General features: G+C 68.8%; 15 protein-coding genes and 2 pseudogenes. 8 read left to right on the forward strand and 9 right to left on the reverse strand.

The window, feature by feature from the left end; genetic code table 11:
* Positions 1 to 51: 51 nt before the first annotated feature.
* The 3 genes from pflB to nirB all read right to left on the reverse strand — a co-directional run bounded on the left by pflB (position 52) and on the right by nirB (position 6,894).
* Positions 52 to 2,322, reverse strand: coding sequence for a formate C-acetyltransferase (gene pflB, locus AC07DO_RS19210; RefSeq protein WP_479061025.1), 2,271 nt, complete (start codon positions 2,320 to 2,322; stop codon positions 52 to 54).
* Positions 2,323 to 2,574: 252 nt separating this feature from the next.
* Entirely contained in the window at positions 2,575 to 4,008 is a 1,434-nt protein-coding gene (locus AC07DO_RS19215; protein ID WP_479061026.1) for a NarK family nitrate/nitrite MFS transporter, read from the reverse strand.
* 135 nt (positions 4,009 to 4,143) lie between these two features.
* Positions 4,144 to 6,894: a nitrite reductase large subunit NirB gene (gene nirB, locus AC07DO_RS19220; protein WP_479061027.1), complete on the reverse strand. Its 2,751-nt coding sequence runs from the start codon at positions 6,892 to 6,894 to the stop codon at positions 4,144 to 4,146.
* Positions 6,895 to 7,220: 326 nt separating this feature from the next.
* Here nirB and AC07DO_RS19225 point away from each other — a divergent pair, with 326 nt between their 5' ends.
* The 5 genes from AC07DO_RS19225 to AC07DO_RS19245 all read left to right on the forward strand — a co-directional run bounded on the left by AC07DO_RS19225 (position 7,221) and on the right by AC07DO_RS19245 (position 12,773).
* On the forward strand, positions 7,221 to 7,961 hold the full coding sequence (locus tag AC07DO_RS19225; RefSeq protein ID WP_479061028.1) for a sirohydrochlorin chelatase: 741 nt from the start codon (positions 7,221 to 7,223) through the stop codon (positions 7,959 to 7,961).
* Between the two features lie 32 nt (positions 7,962 to 7,993).
* On the forward strand, positions 7,994 to 9,214 hold the full coding sequence (locus AC07DO_RS19230) for a low temperature requirement protein A (RefSeq protein WP_479061029.1): 1,221 nt from the start codon (positions 7,994 to 7,996) through the stop codon (positions 9,212 to 9,214).
* A gap of 25 nt (positions 9,215 to 9,239) precedes the next feature.
* The gene (locus tag AC07DO_RS19235) at positions 9,240 to 10,313 is read left to right on the forward strand and encodes a P1 family peptidase (RefSeq protein ID WP_479061030.1); all 1,074 of its coding nucleotides are present in this window, start codon (positions 9,240 to 9,242) and stop codon (positions 10,311 to 10,313) included.
* A 269-nt stretch (positions 10,314 to 10,582) separates the two neighbouring features.
* On the forward strand, positions 10,583 to 11,761 hold the full coding sequence (locus AC07DO_RS19240) for a L,D-transpeptidase (protein ID WP_479061604.1): 1,179 nt from the start codon (positions 10,583 to 10,585) through the stop codon (positions 11,759 to 11,761).
* A gap of 235 nt (positions 11,762 to 11,996) precedes the next feature.
* Positions 11,997 to 12,773 carry a DUF6227 family protein gene (locus tag AC07DO_RS19245; RefSeq protein ID WP_479061031.1) on the forward strand — a complete coding sequence of 259 codons (777 nt, stop codon included), beginning with the start codon at positions 11,997 to 11,999 and terminating at the stop codon, positions 12,771 to 12,773.
* Positions 12,774 to 12,794: 21 nt separating this feature from the next.
* On the opposite strand, the gene AC07DO_RS19250 is transcribed toward AC07DO_RS19245, so the two are convergent.
* Together AC07DO_RS19250 and AC07DO_RS19255 are read right to left on the reverse strand one after the other, a co-directional pair.
* The gene (locus tag AC07DO_RS19250; RefSeq protein WP_479061032.1) at positions 12,795 to 13,061 is read right to left on the reverse strand and encodes a hypothetical protein; all 267 of its coding nucleotides are present in this window, start codon (positions 13,059 to 13,061) and stop codon (positions 12,795 to 12,797) included.
* A 109-nt stretch (positions 13,062 to 13,170) separates the two neighbouring features.
* Positions 13,171 to 14,235, reverse strand: a pseudogene (locus AC07DO_RS19255) (PTS fructose transporter subunit IIC); the annotation flags it as partial.
* A 46-nt stretch (positions 14,236 to 14,281) separates the two neighbouring features.
* Between AC07DO_RS19255 and AC07DO_RS19260 the strand changes: the two are divergent.
* A complete protein-coding gene (locus tag AC07DO_RS19260; RefSeq protein ID WP_479061033.1) occupies positions 14,282 to 15,907 on the forward strand; it encodes a recombinase family protein in 1,626 nt (541 codons plus the stop codon).
* A gap of 142 nt (positions 15,908 to 16,049) precedes the next feature.
* Here the strand turns inward: AC07DO_RS19260 and AC07DO_RS19265 are convergent, their stop codons facing one another.
* Both AC07DO_RS19265 and AC07DO_RS19270 read right to left on the reverse strand, forming a co-directional pair.
* Complete coding sequence (locus AC07DO_RS19265) at positions 16,050 to 17,513, reverse strand: replication initiator (protein ID WP_479061034.1); 1,464 nt, start codon at positions 17,511 to 17,513, stop codon at positions 16,050 to 16,052.
* A 1,104-nt stretch (positions 17,514 to 18,617) separates the two neighbouring features.
* The gene (locus tag AC07DO_RS19270; RefSeq protein WP_479061036.1) at positions 18,618 to 18,863 is read right to left on the reverse strand and encodes a DUF7848 domain-containing protein; all 246 of its coding nucleotides are present in this window, start codon (positions 18,861 to 18,863) and stop codon (positions 18,618 to 18,620) included.
* A gap of 416 nt (positions 18,864 to 19,279) precedes the next feature.
* On the opposite strand from AC07DO_RS19270, the gene AC07DO_RS19275 reads away from it, so the two are divergent.
* A complete protein-coding gene (locus AC07DO_RS19275; RefSeq protein WP_479061038.1) occupies positions 19,280 to 20,620 on the forward strand; it encodes a helix-turn-helix domain-containing protein in 1,341 nt (446 codons plus the stop codon).
* Here AC07DO_RS19275 and AC07DO_RS19280 read toward each other — a convergent pair.
* Positions 20,598 to 21,131 (reverse strand): NUDIX hydrolase, encoded by a 534-nt coding sequence (locus AC07DO_RS19280; protein WP_479061040.1) that lies wholly within the window; start codon positions 21,129 to 21,131, stop codon positions 20,598 to 20,600. The genes AC07DO_RS19275 and AC07DO_RS19280 overlap by 23 nt on opposite strands.
* A 503-nt stretch (positions 21,132 to 21,634) precedes the next feature.
* On the opposite strand from AC07DO_RS19280, the gene AC07DO_RS19285 reads away from it, so the two are divergent.
* The gene (locus tag AC07DO_RS19285) at positions 21,635 to 21,994 is read left to right on the forward strand and encodes a hypothetical protein (RefSeq protein WP_479061041.1); all 360 of its coding nucleotides are present in this window, start codon (positions 21,635 to 21,637) and stop codon (positions 21,992 to 21,994) included.
* Between the two features lie 220 nt (positions 21,995 to 22,214).
* Here the strand turns inward: AC07DO_RS19285 and AC07DO_RS19290 are convergent.
* Positions 22,215 to 23,264, reverse strand: a pseudogene (locus AC07DO_RS19290) (fructose PTS transporter subunit IIB); the annotation flags it as partial.
* Positions 23,265 to 23,303 lie beyond the last annotated feature (39 nt).

Here is a 23,303-nt window from a genome sequence, read left to right on the forward strand (position 1 = left end):
TTCGGGGGCGGCTCCCCGCAGGGAGCCGGTGGCTCGGGGAGAGCCGGCGGCTCAGAGGGAGCCGTGGAAGGTGCGGTTGATGACGTCGAGCTGCTGGTCGCGGGTGAGCCGGATGAAGTTGACCGCGTATCCGGAGACCCGGATGGTCAGCTGCGGGTAGTTCTCCGGGTGCTCCATGGCGTCCTCCAGGGTCGCCTTGTTCAGCACGTTGACGTTCATGTGGAAGCCGTTGCCTGCCATGAAGCCGTCCAGGACTCCGGCGAGGTTCGCGACCCGCTCCTCGGGGGTGCGGCCGAGGGCGTCCGGAGTGATGGTGTTGGTCAGCGAGATGCCGTCCTCGGCGTCGTCGTAGGGCAGCTTGGCGACCGACATGGCCGAGGCGATGTAGCCGTGCTCGTCGCGGCCGTTCATCGGGTTGGCGCCCGGGGCGAACGGCATGCCCGCGCGGCGGCCGTCGGGGGTGTTGCCGGTCTTCTTGCCGTAGACGACGTTCGAGGTGATGGTCAGCACCGACTGGGTGTGCACCGCGTCGCGGTAGGTGGGGTGCTTGCGGACCTTCTGCATGAAGTCGTGCACGATGCGCCGCGCGAGGTCGTCGGCACGGTCGTCGTTGTTGCCGTAGGCCGGGTAGTCGCCCTCGATCTCGTAGTCGACGGCGAGGCCCGTCTCGTCGCGGATCACCTTGACCTTGGCGTGCTTGATCGCCGAGAGCGAGTCGGCGGCGACCGAGAGGCCCGCGATGCCGCACGCCATGGTGCGCAGGATCTCCTGGTCGTGCAGCGCCATCTCGAGGCGCTCGTAGGCGTACTTGTCGTGCATGTAGTGGATGACGTTGAGCGCGTGGACGTACGTCTTGGCCAGCCAGTCGAGCATGGCGTCGTACTGCTTCACGACGGTCGCGTAGTCCAGGTACTCGCCCTCGATGGGCGTGAAGCCCTGCACGACGGTCTTGCCGGACTTCTCGTCGCGGCCGCCGTTGATCGCGTAGAGGAGTGCCTTGGCGACGTTCACGCGGGCGCCGAAGAACTGCATCTGCTTGCCGACGGCCATCGCGGAGACGCAGCAGGCGATCGCGGTGTCATCGCCGTACTTGGGGCGCATCAGCTCGTCGGACTCGAACTGGATGGCCGACGTGTCGATGGCGACCCGGGACGCGAACTCCTTGAAGCCCCGGGGCAGCCGCTGCGACCAGAAGACCGTGAGGTTCGGCTCGGGGGCGGGGCCGAGGTTGTAGAGGGTCTGCAGGGCGCGGAAGGTGGTGCGCGAGACGAGCGGGCGGCCGTCCTCCCCGATGCCGGCCATCGACCAGGTGACCCAGGTCGGGTCGCCGGAGAAGCCCTCGTTGTACTCGGGGGTGCGCAGGAAGCGGACGATGCGGAGCTTGATGACGAAGTCGTCGATGAACTCCTGGGCCTCGGCCTCGGTGATGCGGCCGGCGTCGATGTCGCGCTGCAGGTAGATGTCGAGGAAGTTGTCGATGCGGCCGATCGACATGGCCGCGCCGTTCTGCTCCTTCACCGCGGCGAGGTAGGCGAAGTACAGCCACTGGACAGCCTCGCGGCCGGTGGTGGCGGGCTTCGAGATGTCGTAGCCGTACGACATCGCCATGGCCTTGAGTTCCTTGAGCGCCTTGATCTGCTCGGAGACCTCCTCGCGGCCCCGGATGACGTCCTCGGTCGCCCACTTTTCGCCGAGTGCGGCCTTGTCGGCCTCCTTCGCGGCGATCAGGTGGTCGACTCCGTAGAGGGCGACGCGGCGGTAGTCGCCGATGATGCGGCCGCGGCCGTAGGCGTCGGGCAGGCCGGTGATGATGCCGGACGAGCGGCAGGCGCGGATCTCGGGCGTGTAGGCGTCGAAGACGCCTTCGTTGTGGGTCTTGCGCAGGTGCGTGTAGATGTCCCGGACCTCGGGGTCGGCCTCGTAGCCGTAGGCGTTGAGGGCGCCCTCGACCATGCGCCAGCCGCCGTTGGGCATGATCGCGCGGCGGAGCGGAGCGTCGGTCTGCAGGCCGACGATGAGGTCCTTGTGGTCGGCGGCGGTGCCGTCGACGTAACCGGGCCGGAAGGCGTCGATACGGGAGGGGGTCTTCACGTCGACGTCGTGGATGCCGCGCTCGATCTCCGCGGGGAACATCGAGAGGAGCTTCTGCCAGACCTCGGTGGTGCGTTCGGTCGGTCCGGCCAGGAAGGAGCCGTCGCCCTCGTACGGGGTGTAGTTCTGCTGCACGAAGTCGCGGACGTCGATGGCGTCCCGCCACAGACCGCCCTTGAAGCCGTCCCAGGCCCCGCCGTTCACAGTCGCTTCCGCAGGAGTGGCAGTCATGACCCGCACCTTCCGTTTCGCTTCTTCGGTACACCTCCATTCCACTCCTGTGTGGTCGATCAGAGGGTCGGCAATGGTCCTCGATCAGGGACCGATGGTCCCCGTTTCCTCCGATCAGCACCCAGCACACCCAACCTGACCTGCGATTTCTTGTGGGACTTTGGACCCAAGTTCGCTTGTGAACCCATTCACAAGAAATTCCCGACCGCTCCGTGGTACGGAACGGCCGGGAAGGGGGGTGGGTGCGAGGTGTCAGCTCGGCGACTCGGCGCCCTTGCGGGCGTAGAACCACCAGGCGACCACGATGCAGCTGACGTAGAAGGCCACGAAGCCCCACATCGCGCTGGTGACCGCGAAGTTGGCGAACATCGCCGGGATGAAGAAGAACCCGTACGCGGCGATGGCGGAGGTGAATCCGGTGACGGCGCCCGCCTCCATCTCCGACTGCTTGAGCGCCTTCGCGTACTCGGGCGTGCCCTCGGACAGGCCCTTCAGGTGCTGGTTGCGGAAGATCACCGGGATCTGCCGGAACGTGGAGCCGTTGCCGATGCCCGAGAAGAAGAACGCGAGCAGGAAGCAGGCGAAGAAGCCCCAGAAGTTGCCGTTGTCGCCGCCGGAAGGGAGGAAGTTGATGACTCCGATGATCGAGAGCGCCATGCCGACGAAGGAGATGATGGTGACCCTCGCGCCGCCGATCTTGTCGGCGATCCAGCCGCCGGCCCAGCGGGCGAGCGCGCCCACGGCCGGGCCCATCCAGGCGTAGGTGGCCGCGGAGTAGGCCGCGTCGATCGGGGTGAACGTGGTCTTGATGAGCATCGGCAGGGCCGCGGCGAAGCCGATGAAGGAGCCGAACGTACCGACGTAGAGCCAGGTCATCAGCCAGTTGTGCTTGCGCTTGAAGATGATCTTCTGCTGGCTGAAGGGGGTCGACGCGACCTTGAGGTCGTTCTGGCCGAACCAAGCGACGGTGGCCAGGATCACCAGGACCGGCACCCACAGGAACGCGGCGTTCTGCAGCCAGACCGCTGTGCCGTCGGCCTTGTGCTGGGCCGAGCCGACCGCGACGACCGAGCTCGTGATGACGATCGGGGTGAGCAGCTGCACGACGGAGACGCCGAGGTTGCCCAGGCCGCCGTTGATGCCGGTCGCGTTGCCCTTGTCCTTCTTCGGGAAGAAGAAGCCGATGTTGGCGAGCGAGGAGGCGAAGTTGGCGCCGCCGATGCCGCACAGGGCCGCGATGGCGATCATCACGCCGTACGAGGTGTCGGGGTTCTGGACCGCGATGCCGAGCCAGATCAGCGGGACGACAAGGACGACCGTGGAGAGCGCGGTGAAGCGGCGCTGGCCGATCATCGGGCCGAGGAAGGTGTAGAGGATCCGGGCCGTGCCGCCCGTCAGGCCCGGGACCGCCGTCAGCCAGAACAGCTGGGAGGTGGAGAACCCGAAGCCGACGTCCTTCAGGTTGGTCGCCGTCACCGACCACACCTGCCAGACCACGAACGCCACCAGCAGGGCGGGGACCGCGATCCACAGGTTGCGGGCGGCGACCTTCCTGCCGGTGGACTTCCAGAAGAGGTCGTTCTCCGGCTCCCAGTCGGTGATGGTCTTGCCGGGGCGGTACTGCCCGGGGTCGTACGACGTGGTCGTGGGCGCGGTGGGCGCGGCTTGGGCGGCAGGCGATCTCATGTGGGTTTCCAGTTCGCTCAGGGTCACGATCTTGCTTCGGGGCCTGATATGTCCACCTTCTGGCGTGCGGGCGGCCGGGGGCAGAGGCGGAGGACACCTCCCGGCCGGGCCGAAGTCCGGGAGAACGGGGGGACCTCAGACCTCGTGGACCGGCAGCCGGACGGACGGATCGTCCAGGCACTCCCCGGTCCGCAGGTCGAACTCCTGCTTGTACATCGGGGAGGTCACGACGGTGCGGCCACCGCGGCTGCCGAGGATGCCGTGGGCGATCACGTCGGCCCCGGAGAACGGGTCGCGGTTGCCGACGGCGTACACCCGCCCTTCGCCGTCCTTGAAGAGGGCGGCCTCGGTGCCGTCGGGCAGCACCGCCGCCCGGCCGCGGCCCGGCTCCAGGAACTCGGGAGACGGCTGCGCCAGGTGCTGCTCGAAGCGGGCAAGCGCCTGCGGGTCCGCGAGGACCGCCTGCCACTCGTCGCGGTAGGCCGCCGCGTGGCGGTCCATCTGGGCCTCCAGTTCGCCGCAGATGCCGAGGGAGTCGTCGATCAGGACGGCCTTCAGGTGGTCGAGGCCGCCGACGCGCTCGAACCACGGAGCGGTGCGCTCCAGACGCTCGCCGGTGCGCAGGTAGTACATGAGGAAGCGGTCGACGAGGCGGAGGAGTTCGGCGGTCGACAGGTCGGCGGCGAGGAGGTCGGCGTGGCGCGGCCGGGCGCCGCCGTTGCCGCCGACGTAGAGGTTCCAGCCGTTGGCCGTGGCGATGACGCCGATGTCCTTGCCGCGGGCCTCGGCGCACTCGCGCAGGCATCCGGAGACGCCGCCCTTGATCTTGTGGGGGGTGCGCAGGCCGCGGTAGCGCAGCTCCAGGTCGATCGCCAGCTGCACGGAGTCGCCCTGCCCGAACCGGCAGAACTTGGCGCCGACACAGGACTTCACCGTACGCAGGGACTTGCCGTAGGCGTGGCCGGACTCCAGGCCGACGGCGACCAGGCGGCGCCAGATCGCGGGGAGCTGGTCCGCGCGGGCGCCGAAGAGGTCGATGCGCTGACCTCCGGTGATCTTCGTATAGAGGCCGTAGTCGCGGGCGACCTCGCCGATCGCGATGAGCTGGCCGGGGGTGATCTCGCCGCCGGGGACGCGCGGGACGACCGAGTAGGTGCCGTCCTTCTGGAGGTTGGCGAGGAAGACGTCATTGGAGTCCTGGAGTGCGGCCTGCTCACCGTCCAGGACGTGGCCGAGGCCCAGTTCGGGGGCGAGGGCGCCGAGGATGTTCCCGACGACGGGCTTGCAGACGGCGCAGCCCTCGCCGCCCAGGCCGTGCGTGCGCATCAGCTCCCCGAACGAACGGATGTGTTCGGTGCGGACCGTCTCGTAGATCTCGGCGCGGGTCAGCGCGAAGTGTTCGCACAGTCCCTTCGGCCGCTCGACCCCGGAGGCGGCGAGCTCCGCGTCGAGCACGGACTGCAGGGTGGCGAGGCAGCCGCCACAGCCCGTGCCGGCCTTGGTGCACCGCTTGATGCCACCGATGTCGGTGAGGGAGTTCTCGGCGACGGCCGCGCGGACGGCCCCCTTGGTGACGTTGTGACAGCTGCAGACGACGGCGTCGTCGGGCAGGGCGTCGGCGCCCGGGAGTTCGGCGCCCGTGGCAGGCAGGACGTACGCCTCGGGAGGTGCGGGCAGAGCGCGGCCGGCGTGCGGCACCAGAGTGCCGTAGGCCTCGGCGTCGCCGACGAGGATGCCGCCGAGCAGCTGTCCCTCCGGCCCGAGCAGCAGCTTCTTGTACACGCCCTCGCGGGTGTCGGAGAAGACGACGGATACGGCGCCGCCCTCCGCGCCCTCGGGTGCGAACGGGTCGCCGAAGGAGGCGACGTCGGCGCCCATCAGCTTCAGCTTGGTGGAGGTGTCGGCTCCGGTGAAGACGGTGGTGCCGTCCCCCGCGAGGGCGTCGGCGGCCGCCTCGGCCATCCGGTAGCCGGGGGCGACCAGGCCGTAGACGCGGCCGTCGGCGCCCTGGGCGCACTCGCCGATCGCGTAGACGCGGGGGTCGGTGGTGCGGCAGTGCTCGTCGACGACGATGCCGCCCCGGTCCCCCACGACAAGGCCCGCCTCACGGGCGAAGCGGTCCCGGGGACGTACGCCGGCGGAGAAGACGACGACGTCCGCGTCGAGGGTGCGGCCGTCACTCAGGCACAGCGCGCGCACGGCTCCCTCGTCGTCCGTGTCGACCCGGCTCGCCCCGACGCCGGTGTGCACGGACACGCCCATCGACTCGATGGTGGACCGCAGGGCCGCGGCGCCTCCGTCGTCGATCTGGAGCGGCATGAGCCGGGGCGCGAACTCGACGACGTGGGTGCGGAGTCCGAGGGTGCGCAGGGCGCCGGCGGCCTCCAGGCCGAGGAGTCCGCCGCCGATGACGACGCCGGTGGTCCGGCGCTCCGCGGAGGCGTATGCGGAGAGGGTCTCCACGTCGTACAGGGTGCGGTAGGTGAAGCAGCCGGTCGCGTCGGCGCCCTGGATGGGCGGCACGAAGGGGTAGGAGCCGGTGGCGATGACCAGGATGTCGTAGGGGACGGTGGCGCCGGATGTCGTGGTGACCGTGCGGGCCGCGGTGTCGATGTGCTCGGCGGGGTCGCCGAGCCGCAGGTCGATGCCGTGGCGGGCGAGGAACCCGGTGTCGCACAGGGCGAGTTCCGCGTCGGTGGCGCCGGTGAACGCGGAGGAGAGGTGGACCCGGTCGTACGCGGGCCTGTCCTCCTCGGCAAGCACGGTCACCCGCAGGCCGGGGCCGTCCGGGACCGCGGGGTCGGCAAGCGCGCCACGCTCCGCGAGTGTCTCCAGGAAACGGTGCCCCACCATTCCGTGGCCGATGAGCACCAGGTTCTGGGTCATGGGAGTCACACTCCGTCACGCAGAGGGAATCCCCTGCCGGGCGGCCCCGGGGAGGGGATCTTCCCTCCGACGGTAGGCCGGGGACGGCACGGCACCGTACCGCCAAGGTCCCGACCGGTTGGGCCGAACGGCCCCTGTGGAAGGGGCTTTTGGCGGTGTCGGGCCATTGGGCGCGGGCATAGCGTCGTGGGCGACGGGCTGCCTCCCGACCACCACCGCGGCCCGGCGCGATGCGGTTTCCGGGGCGGGAATGCGGCGACACCTCTGTCCCGCCCCGGGCCTGCTCGCCGTGGTCCTGAGTTCTCCGGCTCCGGGTGGGGTGGAACGTGCGACCTGAGACAGAGCGGCTCGAGACGGAACGACCGCTGGTGCTGGCTGTGCACGGCAGTCCGGTGCCCGCCGCCGCGGGCACCCTGGGGCGGCTCTGCGACCGGGTCGAGGAGCTCTGCGGGGTTCGGCCCGCCCTCGGGCACCTCGACCACCAGGCCCCCTCCCTGGCCGAAGTGCTGCGGGACGGCGCCGTCGTCGTGCCCCTCCTCCTCGGCGACGGATACCACCGCACGGTCGACCTTCCCGCCGTCGTCCACAGCCGCGAAGGGCGCTGCGTGCTCACCGACGGGCTCAGCGGTGACCGTGCCGTGGCGCTCGCACTGCGCGACCGGCTGCACGAGGCGGAGCGGCGCGCGGGCGTGCGGGCCGACGCCGTGGTCCTCGCGGCGGCGGGCTCGTCGCGGCCCGGGGGCAACGGCGGGGCGCGGGTCGCCGTCCGGCAGTTGCGGCAGCTGCTGCGCGGGGCGCCGGTGTGCGGGGCGTACTGCTCATCGGCCGGGCCCACCGTGCCCGAAGCGGTGGCGCGGCTGCGGGGCGCCGGGTACCGGACGGTGGCGGTGGCCGCGCATCTGCTGGCGCCGGGGCGGTTCGCGACGGCGCTCGCCGAGGCCGGGGCCGACGCGGTGGCGGACCCGATCGCCGATCACCCCGAGATCGCGAGGCTGGTCCTGCGCCGGTACGAGAGCGCCTTGCATCGCCCGGGTGGCCCTGCCGTACGCTTCGGCGCCGCGGCCTGACTCGGCGTACGCCCTCTGCTGTCCTAGGGGGCATGACAGGCTCATCCGACTCATCCAGTCCACCGGTTTCCCCCTCCTCACCCGCCTCCCCCTTCACCAAACCGCTGCGGCCGCTGCTGGCCCGGGGGCGCGACGAGGAGCATCGCGCGGCGACTCCGCTGGAGCTCTTCTTCGACCTGTGCTTCGTCGTGGCGGTCGCACAGGCCGGTGCCGAGCTGGTGCACGCCGTCGCCGAGGGGCACGCGGGCGAGGGCGTCCTCAACTACGCGATGGTCTTCTTCGCGATGTTCTGGGCGTGGGTCAACTTCTCGTGGTTCGCGTCGGCGTACGACAACGACGACGCGCTGTACCGCGTGGTGACGCTGATCCAGATCGCCGGTGTCCTCGTCTTCGCCGCCGGGGTCTCGCGGGCCTTCGAGGACCACGACTTCCTGCTGGTCTGGCTCGGCTACCTGATCATGCGGATCGCCCTCACCTCGCAGTGGCTGCGCGTCGCGCGGGCGGCGACGGGCGCCGAACGCGGGACGGCCCTGCGGTACGCGGCGGGCGTGCTGATCTGTCAGGTCGGCTGGTCGGGGCTGCTGTTCCTGCCGGAGGGCGGCAGGCCCTGGCTGTTCCTCGTGATGGCGGTCGCGGAGATGAGCGTGCCGGTGATCGCGGAGCGCGCGTACACGACGGCCTGGCACCCGCATCACATCTCGGAGCGGTACGGCCTGTTCACCATCATCGTGCTCGGCGAGACCATCGCGGCGGCGACCGTCGCCGTGAAGTCGGGCATCGAGGAGAACGACGCGCTGGACGAGCTGCTGCCGATCGCGGCGGGCGGCCTGCTCATCGTGTTCGCCGCGTGGTGGATCTACTTCGTCGTGCCCATCCACGGCCGCCTGCGGAGCAACCGCCAGGCGTTCCTGTGGGGTTACGGCCACTACGTGATCCTGGGCGCGGCGGCGGCGATCGGGGCCGGGATCGAGGTGGCGGTCGAACAGGCCGTGGGCAAGGCGCACATCTCGACGGTGGCGGCGTCCGCCGCGGTGACCGTGCCGACGGCGCTCTACCTGATCACGGTGTGGGCGCTGCACTCCCGTTACTACAAGGAGGGGGTGGCGCAGCAGCTGGTGCTGCCGGTGAGCGCCTGCGCGGTCCTTGCGAGTACGTTCGCGGGCCGCTGGGCGGTGCTGGTGGCGGGACTCGTCACCGCGGCGACCGTCGCGACGGGGGTGACGCTCACCACCCGGATGGCGCGGCGCTCATGAGGACGGAGCGTGGTACGCCTGCTTCATGACATCTGCTTCCACCGGTCCGGCAGGAGCCGCGTTCCGGCCGAGGTCCGACTCCCTGACCGATGTCGCGGGCCTGCGGGTCGGCCACGCCACGCGGACCGGCGACGGCCGGCTCACCGGCACCACCGTGGTCCTCGCCCCCGAGGGCGGGGCCGTCGCCGCCGTGGACGTGCGCGGCGGCGGGCCCGGCACGCGCGAGACGGACGCCCTCGATCCGCGCAATCTGGTGCAGCGCGTCGAGGCGGTCGTCCTCACGGGCGGCAGTGCGTACGGGCTGGACTCCGCGTCCGGTGTCGTGGCGTGGCTGGAGGAGCAGGGGCGGGGCGTGCGGGTGGGTCCCGACCCCACCCACGTCGTGCCGGTCGTCCCGGCCGCCTGCGTCTTCGACCTGGGCCGCGGCGGCGACTTCCGGGCGCGCCCCGACGCGGCGACGGGCCGGGCCGCCGTCGAGGACGCCGCGCGCACGGAGCCGTTCACGCCGGTCGTGGAGGGCAACGTGGGGGCCGGCACGGGTGCGCTGGTCGGCAGGTTCAAGGGTGGCGTCGGCAGCGCGAGCGTGCGTCTGGACTCGGGGATCACGGTCGCCGCGCTGGCCGTCGCGAACGCCGCCGGGTCGGCGGTGGATCCGGGGACGGGGGTGTTGTACGGGCAGTACTTCCAGGGGCAGCGGGTGAGTTTCCCCGCGCCCGAGGTACACGAGGAGGCCACCCGGCGGCTCGCCGAGACCGCCGCCCAGAACGGGCCGCCGCCGCTGAACACCACCCTCGCCGTGGTCGCCACGGACGCCGAACTCACCAAGGCGCAGGCGCAGAAGCTGGCGGGCACGTCGCACGACGGCATGGCGCGCGCGGTGCGGCCCGTCCATCTCCTCAACGACGGCGACACGGTGTTCGCCCTCGCGACCGGGGACCGCGCCCTGGCCGCCGGCGACCCGCTCGCCCTCAACGAGATCCTCGCCGCGGGCGCGGACCTGGTGACGGAGGCGATCACGCGGGCCATGCTGGCGGCGGACTCGGTGGAGACGCCGGGCGGGATCTTCCCCTCGTACCTCAGCCTGTACGGCAAGCAGTAGACCTGTACGGCAAACAGCGGACCCGTACGGCAAGCAGTAGACCCGTACGGCAAGCAGCAGGACGGTCGGCACGAGAGAATGAAGGGGACAAGCCACCCAAATCGCCTCAGCCGCAAGCGCGTTGGGGCCTCCGAGTGTGCTCACACTCACACCGCCCAGGCGGAACCACTTCGGGCACAGGCCGCTCTTAGCTCGTACTGAGTCAGAACACGTACTTGGAGCAGCCCGTGACAAGGTCGGTCATAGTCAACCCCCGGCGCCGTGCCCTGATGGCCGCCACCGCGCTCGCTGCCGTGGGCGCGCTGACCCTCACGGCCTGCGGCGGCGACGCCGACGCCAAGGACGACAAGAAGGGCGGCAACTCGGCGGCCGCCAAGGGCGCCGACATCACGATCTCGTCCAAGGACGGCGCCACCGACGCCTCGATCAACGCCACCGGCGTCAAGGTCAAGAACGGCAAGCTGACCGACGTGAAGATGACGTCGGTGACATCCGGCGCCGCGGTCGAGGGCACCATCTCCGGCGACGGGTCCTCCTGGAAGCCGAAGGGCCAGCTGGAGCGCGGCACGAAGTACAAGGTGACCGCGAACGCCAAGGACCCCAAGGGCAACGCGGCGACCGAGAACGCCACGTTCACCACGATCTCCTCCGCCAACAGCTTCATCGGCACCTACGCGCCCGACGGCGGCGCCAAGGTCGGCGTCGGCATGCCGGTCTCCTTCAACTTCGACAAGGCGATCACGGAGAAGAAGGACGTCCAGTCGCACATCACGGTGACGTCCGACAGCGGCCAGAAGGTCGTCGGCCACTGGTTCGGCAACCAGCGCCTGGACTTCCGTCCCCAGGACTACTGGAAGGCCGGCTCCAAGGTCACCATGAAGATCAACCTGGAGGGCGTGAAGGGCGCGGACGGCGTCACCGGCGTGCAGAACAAGACGGTCACCTTCACCGTCGGCCGCGCGCAGGTCTCCACGGTCGACGTGCAGGCCAAGAAGATGACGGTCGAGCGGGACGGCAAGGTCATCAAGACCGTCCCGATCTCGGCGGGCAGCCCGTCGAACCCGACGTACAACGGCAAGATGGTCATCTCGGAGAAGTTCACCCAGACCCGGATGAACGGTGACACGGTCGGCTTCGGCGGTGAGTACGACATCAAGGACGTGCCGCACGCCATGCGGCTGTCCACGTCGGGCACCTTCATCCACGGCAACTACTGGGGCTCGCCCTCGATCTTCGGCAGCGCCAACACCAGCCACGGCTGCGTCGGCCTCCAGGACGCGCGCGGCGCGGGCGACCCCAACACGCAGGGCGCCTGGTTCTTCAACAACTCCATGGTCGGCGACATCGTGACGGTCAAGGGCTCCCCCGACAAGACCATCGCCCCGGACAACGGCCTCAACGGCTGGAACATGTCCTGGAGCGAGTGGACGGCGGGCAGCGCGAGCTGACGCACGGGCAGCGCGGGCCTGCGCACGCGCCCCCTGCGACCGCCTGCGGCCCCTCCGGCCGCCTGCGCGCCGCGCACCAACTGAGCGAGCCACGTGGGAACTTCCCGCGTGGCTCGCGCGTTTTCCGATTCCCGGGCTTTGTACTCGCGCGTTTTCCGGTTCCCGGGCATGATGTCGGACCCAGGGGCTACGGTATGCACTCACCAGGTGACATGTAGCAACGCCGGGAGAAACCTTGAGCGTTCCGTACGACACTGCGTACGAGCCACCCGAGTCGCCCGAGCCACACTCCCCGGAGGAGCATCTCGAGCGACTCCTCGGCCGCGCACTGAACTCCTTCGACCTGCCGGACGAGGTGCTGGTCCGGCTCGGCACCGCGCTCGCCCACGACAGCGCGCTGCACTCCGCGCACCACAGCTCAGGACTGCACCGCGAGACGTTCAGACACACTTGGCTGCTCGCCGACGCGTCCGTGCTCACGCTCTGGGAGCTCGTCCACAACACCACGCCGGGCAGCGCCCCGACGCACGAGCTCTACGTCGACGAGGAGGAGGCGGGCGTCGCCACGTCGCGGCTGCCGCTGCCGCCCGACCCGCCCACGTGCGGCCGGCCCGTGCTGCTCGAACTCCCGCCCGACTCCGAGCCCCGCCATGTGTACGTTCCGGACGACTCCGCGGACCACGCGCGCCGGCTCCTGCGCCGCGCGGAGAACCCGGACGGCGACCGGCCCGGCAAGAGCGTCGCGCGGCTGCTCCGTGCCGCGTTCGCGCACCAGATCACCCAGGCCTTCGGACGCCCGCAGCTCGCCGGTGAAGTGCGCATGTGCTTCTCGCTCTACGAGCACGCGTTCCTGCTCTTCGACGGTGGCGAGACCAGCCTCTGGGAGGTCGAGCACACGCTCACGCCCGACGGGCGGCACATGTGCGAGGTGTACGAGACGGAGGAGGCGGCCCGCGCCGCGATGGAGCGCAGGGCCCGCGTGTGGACCCGGGAACGCCGGGCGCGGAGCTAGGGCCCGCGTCGGACCCCAGGCCTAGGAGCGGCCCTCGCCGAACCGGCGTACGAGACCGGCGAACGCGGCGCGCTCGTCCGCCGTGAGCTCCACGGTCTCCGTGCGCGGCGGGCCCTGCTGGGCGGGCAGCGCGCGGAGTGACGGCGCCTGCCCCCACGTCTCGGCGTCCAAGGGGCCCTCGAATCGGTCCTTGCGCATCATCCGCACCAGGCCGACGGCCCAGACGCCGGTCGCCACGGCGAGCACGGCCACGCCTATCTGCTGAACGATCGAGACATCCTGGAGCATGCGGCCCAGTAGACAACAGGGGTGGGGTCTTCCGACAGGGGGCAATAGGACTTAGGTCCCGAAGTGACGCAAGTCGCACACTCCGGGACCCGTTGCCCTGTCAGGACGTTCAGACCGTGGCCGCCACCCGCGCCTCCGCGGGCGCCGTCTCGTCGGCCGGACTCGAAGGCGGCGTCTTCCTGGCACCCTTGAGCAGGACCACCACGGCCGTCGACACACAGACGCCGGCGGCGATCGCGACCAGGTAGAGCAGGGGCTGGCCGATCAGCGGGACCACGAAGACACCGCCGTGCGGGGCGCGCAGCGTGCAGCCGAACGCCATCGAGAGGGCGCCGGTCACCGCACCCCCCGCCATCGACGCGGGGATGACGCGCAGCGGATCGGCCGCGGCGAACGGAATCGCGCCCTCCGTGATGAACGAGGCGCCGAGGAACCAGGCCGCCTTGCCGTTCTCGCGCTCGGTCTTGGTGAAGAGGCGGCCGCGGACCGTCGTGGCGAGCGCCATGGCGAGCGGCGGGACCATGCCGGCCGCCATCGCCGCGGCCATCACCTTGAGGCTGCCGTCCGTCGGGTGGGCGAGGCCGCCGACCGCGAAGGCGTAGGCCACCTTGTTCAGCGGGCCGCCGAGGTCGAAGCACATCATCAGGCCGAGGATGACGCCCAGGATGATCGCGTTGGCCCCGGAGAGACCCTCCAGCCAGTCGGTCAACGCGCTCTGCAGCGAGGCGATGGGCTTGCCGACGACGAGGAACATCAGGAAGCCGACCACCGCCGATGAGATCAGCGGGATCACCACGACCGGCATGATGCCGCGCAACACGGCGGGGATGCGGACCCGTTGGATGCCCATGACGACGGCGCCCGCGAGCAGGCCGGCGGCGAGACCGCCGAGGAAGCCCGCGTTGATGGTGACGGCCACCGAACCGCCGACGAAGCCGGGGACCAGGCCGGGCCGGTCAGCCATGCCGTACGCGATGTAGCCCGCGAGGACCGGTACGAGGAACGCGAAGGCGAGGCCGCCGATCTGGAAGAGCAGCGCGGCCCAGCTGGTGTGGTCCGTCCAGATGAAGTGCTCGGCGACCGACGGCGCCTTGTCGATCTTCCAGCCGCCGATGGCGAAGCCGAGGGCGATGAGGAGGCCGCCCGCGGCGACGAAGGGGACCATGTAACTGACGGTGTACTTTTACTCAGACACTTGACCTGGAGAGGGAAGGCTAGCAGTGGCCAAAGCGTCTTCCAAGTGGCAGTTGCACCCGGATCTACAACGGGCACTTGCCGACGGCGGAACCTTCGAAGAGTGGCTAGGAGATCGGCGCCCATGCTGCTCGTACGCCCGCATCACGCAGGACCGACGCAACGAAGTCGGCGTGGGCCGTCAGCATCGCAACTGCGACGAGTTCGCCGCACAGCACGGATGCGCCGTGGTCTACCGCTACACCGACAACCACATCACGGCAGCCGACCCGGACATTGAGCGGCCAGCCTTCCTGCGCATGGTGCGCGACCTCCGAGCCCGCAAGGTCGAGGAGGGACACCCCGTGCATGGACTCTTCGTGGTGGAGGAAGAGCGGGTGGTGCGGCTCCCAGAGGACTACCTGAAGCTGCATCGCGCGCTCACTGTGGACAACCGCGGCTTGTATGCGGTGACGGACACGAAGACCGTCCTCGACGTACACAGCGACGGAGAGATGATCCGAGGGCTTCTCAACTCAGCCATGGGTGAACGAGAGGTCGTGAAGGTCAAGCGTCGAGTCAGGCGCAACGTTCGTGACCAGGCGGTAGAAGGGGCCCCGACGGGCCCCCGAAGGTTTGGGTGGTTGGGGGCAGACAAGAAGTCCGGCCGCCGCGTCAACGAGAAGTTGGACCCAAAGGAGTCGCCGGTCTTGCGGAAGGCCCTGGAAATGGGTCTCGCGGGCAAGCACTGGTCAAGCATCGTCGAGTTCCTGGACGGAAGTGGATTCCTCACAAACCGGGGGAACCGTTGGTCGACCACGCCCGTGCAGTACATGCTGACCAACCCGGCTCTTTGCGGATACCGCGTCATCAGTGGCGAGTTGGTCCGTGACTCCACAACCGGGGAACCGGTCGTGGGCGAGTGGGAAACCGTCTGCACGCCTGCGGAGTGGCTGAAGATGATCAGCCGCTGTCCTGTGTGGTTCAACCTCGACGGCGACACGGCCAGCACCCGCTACCGGGAAAAGGTCAGGCGCGAGGGCAAGAAGGACTACCGCGCACTAGCCGAGGCAACGCGACGGTTCTTCCTGACCAACCTGGCTCGCTGCGGCTACGTGGATGACGAGGGCAACAGGTGCTACGCGAAGATGAAGGGCAACCCGCCCAGTGGGACGAACAAGCAGGACAGGTACCGATGCGGCGACCCCCGTTGCAACAAGGTGAGTCGACGGGCCGACTACGTGGACAAGGCTATAGAGGAACTGGTCATCCTGGTCCTTGAGCGCCAGTTCTCCGAACTGGTCCCGGACGAGTGCACGTGGTATGGCGAGGAGACCTTGACGGCGCTACTCGCCAAGCGCGATGAGTACAAGCGGCTTCACAAGGACGGCACACTCAGCGTTGCCGAGTACCTGGAGTTCCGGGACGAGAACGAGCGCCAGATCAGCGAGTCCCAGAAGGATCGGGACGACTTCTATGCCGAGCAGGCGGCTAAGAACTTCCTGGCCGGATTCACGCGAGAGAAGTGGAAGGACTTCGATATGCGCCAGCGTCGCCAGGCAGCTGCGACCGTCCTACAGGCGGTGATCGTCCACCCGATTCCCGCCGGGCGCTCACGTAGCGCCGAGTTCGACCCTGATTTGTTGGAGCCGGTCTTCCGGGCTCCCTACTGAATCAGATCTCGCAGGATCTCTAGCTGCCCCTCGCCCAAGCGTGGGGCAGCTTCTGCATGTTGTGCGGCCCAGGCCGCCAGGCGGCTCGTGATCGGGTCTTCTACGTTGCCGCCGGTGCTGTTGTCCTTGAGGGCCGGGCTGGTCAGAGCCACGGCAGGCCCTCCGCCTTAGCCCGTTCATCACAGGCTCTGTCGTAACGGACCTGAGCGGCGAGCAGCTCCTCACCAGGGCGGTATCCGCTGCTGAGGTAGGTCCACGAGGAAATGGTGACGAGGGTGGTGTTCTCGTCCTCAGTAGGAAGACCGAGGCGAGCGCGAGCAGCATCGGCTTGCGCGAGGCGCCAGGACCGGCGTACGTCTCGGAGTGCGCCGAGGGTGGTTGAGTAGGCGCGGGACTTGCTGGAGAAGTGGCCACGGAAGCCGAGCATGTGAGCCCACTTCCAGAGTTTGAGGTCTGCGAACTCCGGGAGCCCCCCAAGGTCCCAAGCTGTGCGGATCATCTGGCGTACGTGCCGCTGAAGGGGCAGACATGTGAGCGGTTCGGCTTGGCCGGTGCCGTCGCAGTCGGCGCAGAGGTCGCGGAAGCCGTCAGGGCCGCGAACGTGGCCGTGACCGGCGCAAGGGCGGCACATGAGGGTGCGGTCTACGGTGCCCGCGCCTTCAGCGTTCTTGGTGGCGTACTTGGCGACGTATCCGGCGACTTTGGCGTCCGTCAGTTCACCGTTGCCCAGGGCTGAGATGGGGTCCACCTTGAACCGGTCGCCCCATGCGATGACGCGTTCCCCGATGGCGTCGGACTCGATGGTGAGCCGGGCACGTGTGACTGCCAGGCCCACGGCGACGTTAAGGGCGTCCAAGGTGGCCCAGGGCGGGGGCGCACTGGTGTGACCGTCGGGGCCGTCGAAACGGATCACGGCGTGGAAGTGGACGAGCCCACGCTTCTGGTATTCGGCGACCTTGGCAAAGGAGATGCGCACGGCGCCGTTCAGCTCCTTCTGGGTCATGCCGAGGTGCGCAGCCAGGGCGCGGCGGAGGTAGGTGGTGAAGCGTGCCCAGAGCTGCCCGGCGTGGGCGTTCCACAGCACTGCACCCGTGTAGTCATAGGTGGCTGGGTTGAGCGGGGTGCCCAACTCGTCTGCGTCTTCATGGTGGTGGGCGCCGCAGGCGCAGGGGCGGGGATTGCCTGCCGAGTCGGTCTTGCGGTTGTGGACGGGTCCGAAGGAGGGGGCAGTGAGGGTGACGAACGCGCGGGGGTGGTCGCGAACGCTCTCGGAAACGTTCTTGCCGCCGGAGAGTCCGGCTTTGATCAGGTGGTAGGTGTCGGCGGCGTAGACACGTGAGCAGGCGGGGCAGCGGGAGGAACGGCGGTTGCCGCAGGTGGTGAGCAGGCGTCCGGTCGGTTCGTCTTCGGAGCGGTAGGAGCGAACGACTTCCTTGGTGGCCTGGTCGGTAGTGACTGTCCAGCCGTGGAGGTTGACGGGGTTCGTGCAGCCGCGCAGGTCGCGGACTTGCTCGGTGACGCGGCCGAAGTCGCTGGTGTTGGCCAGGTCGATCAGGTCCCGCAGGCCGGGGCTGAGCACGTGGCGCAGGTCGAGGGGGCGGCGCATGAGGGGCGTGGTCTCCCATCTGGCATGAGAGGTGGAGCCTGCGGGCAGCAACGAGCGGTGGGGCGTGCTGCCGCCCGCAGGCATGACAGGGCGAGCCCAGGGGGCGAGAGGAGGGCGTGCCGGGGGCCGGCGGAGAAGCGGCTTACAGAGCGGCGTGGAGGGCGGTAGCCATCGGCAGGCCGATACCAAGTCGCATCTTGAGCTGAGCCGCGGTGATGGTTTCGCCGTGCTCGGAGTGGTGCGAAGCGGCGATGGACCGCGCTTCGGCCAACAACGGTGCGGGGACCTTTACCGCAGGCACCACGGGCGGGGAAGCCAGTACGGAGGAGTCCGGGGCCGGTTGTGAGGTCACCGGAACGGGTGTTGTTACCGGTGCGTCGACGGCTGCAACAGGCGTGGCGTCCATGGCCGGTTCGGCGGTCGGGGCGGGCTCATCAAGGCGGCCCGCCTGCGGCGTGCCGCGCGCGCTGGCGGCCGGGGCCGCCGCCGCTCCCTGTCTCCGCCACCGCTCCGGCGGCCCCCGCCACTCAGCGCGCAACAACGCCGAGACGGTCGATGGGACCAGGAAGCAACCCGACCACTTCGAGCACCACCAGGACCAGGCCGACGAGCACCGAACCGAGGCCGCGTCCGAAACGCCAAGGCCAGTCGGCGGCAGGGGCCGTGACGCATTGAGGCAGCGTGGCTGAGACCGGCACGGGGTTGATGGAGGCATACGTGGCGGGTGCTCGTTCGGCCGCCCCGCCGTCGTGGCTGACTTTCGGTGGCTGAGGTCAGAACTGGGGATGCACGGGCCGCGCCGCAATGCTGCTTCCTCTCCGACTCGACTGTAGGAAGCCGAGGTTGCAGCCGAACCCGCGTTCGGGCACGCCGTTCACCCCGGTACCATCGGCACCGGGGTCCTGAACAGGGATTCCTCGACCGGACCACCCGGAATGCTGTCCAGGCTGAGGGGTGGTCCGGTCTTTCGTTGTCGGGTGGGGATTCAGAGGGGCAGCGGGCCGGACGCCAGCGTGAAGCCGATGACCAGGCCGCAGGAGCCAGAGATCATGATGATCATCAGTGGGCCGGTGAACTGCCCCAGCCACGCGACGGTTCTGCGCATCAAGTCCTCCTCCAAGCTCGCCAGGGGCGCGTGATGATCTCGCGGTAGGTGTGGTGGGAGGGATGCTTGCCGCAGTGCTCCAGGACCCAGTCCTGAGGCGTCACCCAGTCCTCACTGACCGGTGAGGTCTCCTCGTCCACAGCGCACTGCATGGCGTAGGTGACCGGCTCTGAGTCGGGCTCGACGTCGGGTTCGAGGGTCCATGCCTCGTAGCTCAGGATGGCCCGGGGGCTCACAGTCCCCACCGCCCATTGGCAACCGACACTTTGGAGCTCAGCACTTCGGACTGGGTGGGTTCTCGGAGCGCGTCGAGAGGGACGTCCCACTCGGTACCCCCACGAGGCGGCCGGAGTTGCACACACGGGCCCTCGTGTCCCATGACTATGCCCGACCTGCCGTTGCGCGCATCCACCATGAGGGTGCCGACAGCAGGTAGAACCGCCTCGTCGATCACTTGCGCCTCCTCTTCGCCGGGGGAACGAATCGGCTCCGAGTCGGAGGGCCGTACCGCCGGGCGAGCGGATGGCTTCTTTTCGTTCGCCATGCCCGTAGCTTCGCGAGTTCGGGGTCTGTGCAGAAAGGCCCAGCTGATTACCCAACTTGGGTAACATCACCACGTGGTGACGTGCAGCAACGTTAGGTAGTCCGTAGGAGCTTCCCGATGACCGAGCAGGCCCGACCGCAGGAGCTGCCTGCGGGGCTGCTCACTGACCCCGAGATGATCGAAGCGTGCCGTGTGCGGGACTTCGCCCGGGTCTTCCGGATGGTGAAGATCAGGGCAGGCGTCTACCCCTCAATGATCGCCAGGCAGTGTGATCTGACTCCGAGCAGAGTCGGGGAAGTCATCGCGGGTCGACGCCAGTTGCTGCACATGGATGTGGTCGAACGGATCGCGGACGGTTTGCGCATTCCAGGGCACATGCTGGGGCTCGCGCGACGGCCCTGGGAAACCCCGCGGCCACTTGAAGTCAGCCAACCCGAGGGGTCGCGGGAGCCGAGTCCGGAGACGCTTGGACCGTCGATGCTGCCAGGCACTGACGTAGACAGCATCTTGGCGTTGACCACCAGGACGAGCCTCAACGCGGCGACACTCACGGCCTTTCAGTCGTCCATCGAGGGTTATTGGCGCCAGGACGACCAGCACGGAGGCGAGGCATTACGGCCGGCCATCGTCGGGCAGCTGCGTTATGTGATTGGGCGGCTCAAGGAGAACCGGCCCGCCGCCATCCAGAACGGCCTGTACGGCGTCGCCGCCGAACTTGCACGCATGGTGGGGTGGACCTACTTCGACGCCCGCCAGTACCACCAGGCCACGGCCTACTTCACGCAGGCGTTGCAGCTCGCCAGGGAGAGCGACGACCGGCAAGCCATGACCAACGTCCTGAGCTGCCTGAGCTTGCAAGCCACATATGAGGACAAGCCTGCGGACTCGTTGGCCTACGTGAACGCCGCCCAGGACCAAGCCCGGACAGCTCTGGGCACGACCCCGCGTGTCCTATCGATGCTGGCCATGCGCGAGGCTTTCGCGCACGCCACGCTCGGGAACCGGGACTCCACTCACCGGGCACTGGGGGAGGCACACCGCCAGTTCGAGCAGATCCAGGCAGTCGACCCGGACCCGTCGTGGGTGTCCTACTTCGACGAGGCAAAGCTCGTAGTGGACACCGGCATTGCCCACGGACGGTTGGGTGAAGCCGTGATCGCGGAGCCGCTGATCGCAGACGCATTACGTCGAGAAGACCGCGCCAACCAGCGCGGCCGGGCGTTCCATTCCTTCTGGCTTGCGCGTACGCAGTTGGATCAGGGCAAGCTGGATCAGGCTTGCCACACCGCCACGCAGGCCCTGGAGTCAGCCTCGACGGTGGCGTCCGAGCGGGTTTCGGGCCACCTCAGGGAGTTCTACGACCAGCTCGCCCCGCACAGGAACGAGCCCGTAGCCCTGGCCTTCGAGGCGAGGCTACGGGCGCTCCTCCCGCCGGTCAGCGGATCGATTCGTCCATGAGGAGGTACAGGAGGCCGATGAGCGATCCACTGCTCACGATCTCCTTGCGGTCGATCATCCCGCGTACCTCTGAGAGGGGAATCCACTCGATGCGGTCCGACTCGTTCTTCTCGGTCGGTGGGCCCGCATAGGTTCCGCCGTCGATGCGGAAGACGTGGTGCTGCGAGTCGGTGATCCCGTTGGCAGGCTCGCCGTAGACGAGGGGCTTGATGGGGCCAGGCTGGTAGCCCGTCTCTTCCAACACCTCTCGTCCAGCCGCCTCTTCAGGAGTCTCGCCCTCTTCCACCAGGCCCATGGGTAGCTCCCAGGCCCAGGACTTCGTGATGAAGCGATGCCGCCACATCATCAGGACCTCTTTGCGGTCGTTCACCACGGCAGCCACGGCCAGGTGCCGGAGGCGCACGACGTGGTACTCCCACCTGCGCCCATCTGGCTGTTGGACGTCGACCAGACACAGGTTCACCCACTTGTTGGTGTAGACCTGGCGCTCCCCGTGGGTCTTCCACTCCATACCTGCGGCCCCTCTCGATCAGTCTCCAGGATCGCAGACGCGCTGAGCGTCAGCCGTGAGCTCGACCCGTTCGCGTCAACCTGACGAGAGATGACTGTACTGCGGATCGACGCCCGAGGAGGTGAGGGCAGCAACTCCAGTGAGGTCGATGAGTTGAGAGCGGCAACCCGGTTTCCAAGTAGCGGGCTCAGCAGTTGGGTTGACCCGCATGCACTTTCCATCTTCTAGACCCGCTAAGTCGCGACACAGAAGAGGCCACTGACCCCAGGATTCACGAGTTCACACACCGACAAGGACTTAAGTCCTCTTTATCCGGTTGCACCTATGTGGCAAGTTATTCCTGGGCAGGCCGCACGACCACATCTTCAACTGCGGCCTGTCGTGCACGTATAGATGTTTCACCGGGGAAGGCTGCAATGAATAGCAGTACAGCTACACCAACCTTGGACACCAGTCGACGGCCCGCCCGGTTGCTGATCGCAGCAGCCTTTACCGCTCTCGCCGTGCTGTTCCTCACCGTGGGGCCAACGGCGCCCGCCCATGCGGCGTCAAAGCGCGTCTGCGCGCCGTCCAAGAAGTGTGTCACCACGAAGAAGTACTGCCCGCCGGGATCGAAGTGCGGCAAGAAGGTTTTTCGGGAAGTCCCTAAGAACCAGTACTGCTCTTCCTCCGTCGGGTGTTTCACCTACAAGGGAAAGAACTACCGCTACATAGGCGGGCCTTCACTGACCTCCAAGCAACAGCAGCAGGTATGGAAGTGCGCTTCCTCGCTTGGCGTGACCGGGCTGGGGGCGGCCGTTGCGACCGGCCCCGTAGGCGTCACCATCCTTGGCGTTGCCATCTCCCTCTGGGGCTGCACGTGATCCAGAGCTGTCCCTGAGTACGCAGTGTGGGCCCCAACCGTTGACCGGGTTGGGGCCCACACTGCGTACTCAGGAGGGGAGTTCGATGCCTAGCATGTCGGCAAGGTCCCGAAGGTCTTCGTCGGGGATGGAGGGAGCAGCAGCGGCCTGCTTGGCTGCCCAACGCTCCAGGATTTCGTCCATAAGGCTCTGACCTGCACTTTCTGCAAGTGTCTTGACGCAAGTGCCTGACGCCGGACATGAGCCACTTGCGGAGCTTGGTGCCGTAGCCGTCGCCGGTGTCACCGGCGTTGTCGACGGGGGTGGGGCCCGCGGGGGCGGTCGTCTCGCCGCGGGCCGCCTTCTCCCGCACCTCGGCGAGGAGCTCCGCGGGCCGGTTGATGCCCGCCTTCACTCCCACGTCGACGGTGGGTTTCCCGGCGAAACGGTCCTTGTCGCGTACGGGGACGTCGTGGGCGAACACGACGCCGTCCGCGGCGGCGATCACCGCGGGGTCGAGCCGGGTGAAGCCCGCCGAGCCCTGCGTCTCGACGGTGATCTCCACGCCCGCCTCGCGCGCGGCGTTCTCCAGCGACTCGGCGGCCATGTAGGTGTGGGCGATGCCGGTGGGGCAGGAGGTGACGGCTACGACGCGGAAGGGCTCGGCTGCGGGGCCGGGGGTGTCGGTGGTGGGGTCGTCGGTGTCGGTGGTGGGGCCGGGGGTGTCAGAGGTGTTTGGGGTGCCGGAGGGGTAAGAGGGTCCGGCGGGTTCGGAGGGCCCGGCGGGGTCGGAGGTGGCTGAGGTTTTGGCGGCGCCCGGAGCCTCCATGTCCTGCGCGTCCGCGTCCGTGCCGGTGATCAGCGCCGCCGCCGCGGCCCCGTCGTCCGCCGAGCGCAGCGCCCCCGTGAACTCCGCGTCCATCAGCTTCCGGGCCAGCGACGACAGGATCGTCAGGTGGGCGTCGTCCGCGCCCGCCGGGGCCGCGATCAGGAAGATCAGGTCGGCGGGGCCGTCCGGCGCGCCGAAGTCGATGCCGCGTGCCGAGCGGCCGAAGGCGAGGGTCGGCTCGGTGACGTGGGCGCTGCGGCAGTGCGGGATGCCGATGCCGCCGTCCAGCCCGGTCGGCATCTGTGCCTCGCGGGCGGCCACGTCGGCCAGGAACCCGTCGAGGTCGGTCACCCGGCCGAGGGCCACCATGCGTGCGGCGAGGGAGCGGGCCGCGGCTTCCTTGGTTTCGGCGGACAGGTCGAGCTCGAGGTCGACCAGATCCGCGGTGATCATCTCGCTCATCGCGGGCTCCTTTGCACGCGTATCGCCCGGTGGGCGGGG

The sequence above is a fragment of the Streptomyces sp. NPDC045678 genome, from assembly GCF_056432085.1.